The 254-nt window shown below is 66.5% G+C and carries 1 pseudogene; it reads left to right on the top strand.

Features of this window, described 5'->3' with window-relative positions:
• Positions 1-254, top strand: a pseudogene (locus SB786_RS36970) (PLP-dependent aminotransferase family protein); the annotation flags it as partial.

Below are 254 nucleotides of genomic sequence, written 5' to 3'. Positions count from 1 at the left end.
CGCGAAGCAGCCGGGCATCGTGCCGCTCGGTTCCGCGTTTCCCTCGCCGACATTTTTCCCGCTGTCGCGTCTGGCCAAATCGCTCGGCCACGCGGCGCGCAGCGTGAGCCCGTGGAGCACGGTGGTCGATCTGCCGCCGGGCAATGAGAATCTGCGCCGCCAGATTGCGCTGCGCTACATGCGTATCGGCATTTCGCAGCCCGCCGACGAAATCGTCGCGACCAATGGCGCGCTCGAAGCGCTCAATCTCTGCC

Source organism: Burkholderia sp. SIMBA_062 (genome assembly GCF_046534765.1).
In the GTDB taxonomy this organism is placed as follows: domain Bacteria; phylum Pseudomonadota; class Gammaproteobacteria; order Burkholderiales; family Burkholderiaceae; genus Burkholderia; species Burkholderia ambifaria.
The sequence above is the reverse complement of the archived record's forward strand: the minus strand, read 5'-3'. Positions and strand labels throughout refer to the sequence as shown.